The organism is Pseudomonas sp. 51_B, from assembly GCF_017491595.1.
GTDB lineage: Bacteria > Pseudomonadota > Gammaproteobacteria > Pseudomonadales > Pseudomonadaceae > Aquipseudomonas > Aquipseudomonas promysalinigenes.
The window spans coordinates 1-1,094 of the sequence record NZ_JAFGYW010000060.1; the positions used below are offsets into that span (position 1 = coordinate 1).

Annotated in this window: 1 protein-coding gene and 1 pseudogene; both read left to right on the top strand. The window is 61.3% G+C overall.

From position 1 onward, the window contains the following. Positions 1-705 (top strand): cell division protein FtsA (gene ftsA, locus J5M56_RS23570; protein ID WP_207937893.1); only part of this gene is annotated, 705 nt, incomplete at its 5' end. A 55-nt stretch (positions 706-760) separates the two neighbouring features. Beyond that, positions 761-1,094: pseudogene (locus J5M56_RS23575) on the top strand (cell division protein FtsZ); the annotation flags it as partial.

Below are 1,094 nucleotides of genomic sequence, written 5' to 3' on the forward strand. Positions count from 1 at the left end.
CTCGAGCAGCTGGCTTCGGCCTACTCGGTGCTGACCGATGACGAGAAAGAGTTGGGCGTGTGCTTGGTGGACATCGGCGGCGGCACCACCGATATCGCGATCTTCACCGAGGGTGCTATCCGCCATACGGCAGTCATTCCAATCGCTGGCGACCAGGTCACCAACGATATCGCCATGGCCCTGCGTACCCCTACCCAGTACGCAGAGGAAATCAAGATCCGCTACGCCTGTGCCCTGGCCAAACTGGCCGGTGCAGGCGAAACCATCAAAGTGCCTAGCGTTGGCGATCGTCCGCCCCGCGAGCTTTCGCGCCAGGCCTTGGCCGAGGTGGTGGAGCCACGTTACGACGAACTCTTCACGCTGATCCAGGCCGAGCTGCGCCGCAGCGGTTACGAGGACCTGGTGCCGGCCGGCATCGTCCTCACCGGTGGCACCGCGAAGATGGAAGGGGCCGTGGAACTGGCCGAGGAAATTTTCCATATGCCGGTGCGCCTGGGCGTACCGCACAGCGTTCGGGGGCTGAGCGACGTGGTGCGCAACCCGATCTATTCCACCGGCGTGGGCTTGCTCACCTATGGCCTGCTCAAGCAGTCCGAGGACCTGGTCCTGACCGGTAACAGCAACAGCAGCAGCAACAGCTATGGCGATGAACCGAAGGCCCCAGTGCTTGAGCGCTTCAAGCGGTGGGTCCAGGGCAACTTCTAAGTTTCAAAGCAGTAGTGGTAGGCGCGACAACTAGAGAACTGTAAGGAGAGGGAAAATGTTCGAGCTCGTAGACAACGTCCCGCAAAGTCCGGTCATCAAGGTGATCGGCGTAGGTGGTGGTGGTGGTAACGCCGTTAACCACATGGTCAAGAGCAGCATCGAAGGCGTCGAGTTCATCTGCGCCAACACCGATGCTCAGGCGCTGAAAAACATCGGCGCACGCACCATTCTGCAACTGGGTACCGGCGTGACCAAAGGTCTGGGTGCCGGTGCCAATCCTGAGGTCGGCCGTCAGGCTGCACTCGAGGACCGTGAGCGCATTGCCGAGGTGCTGCAGGGCACCAACATGGTGTTCATCACCACCGGCATGGGTGGCGGTACCGGTACCG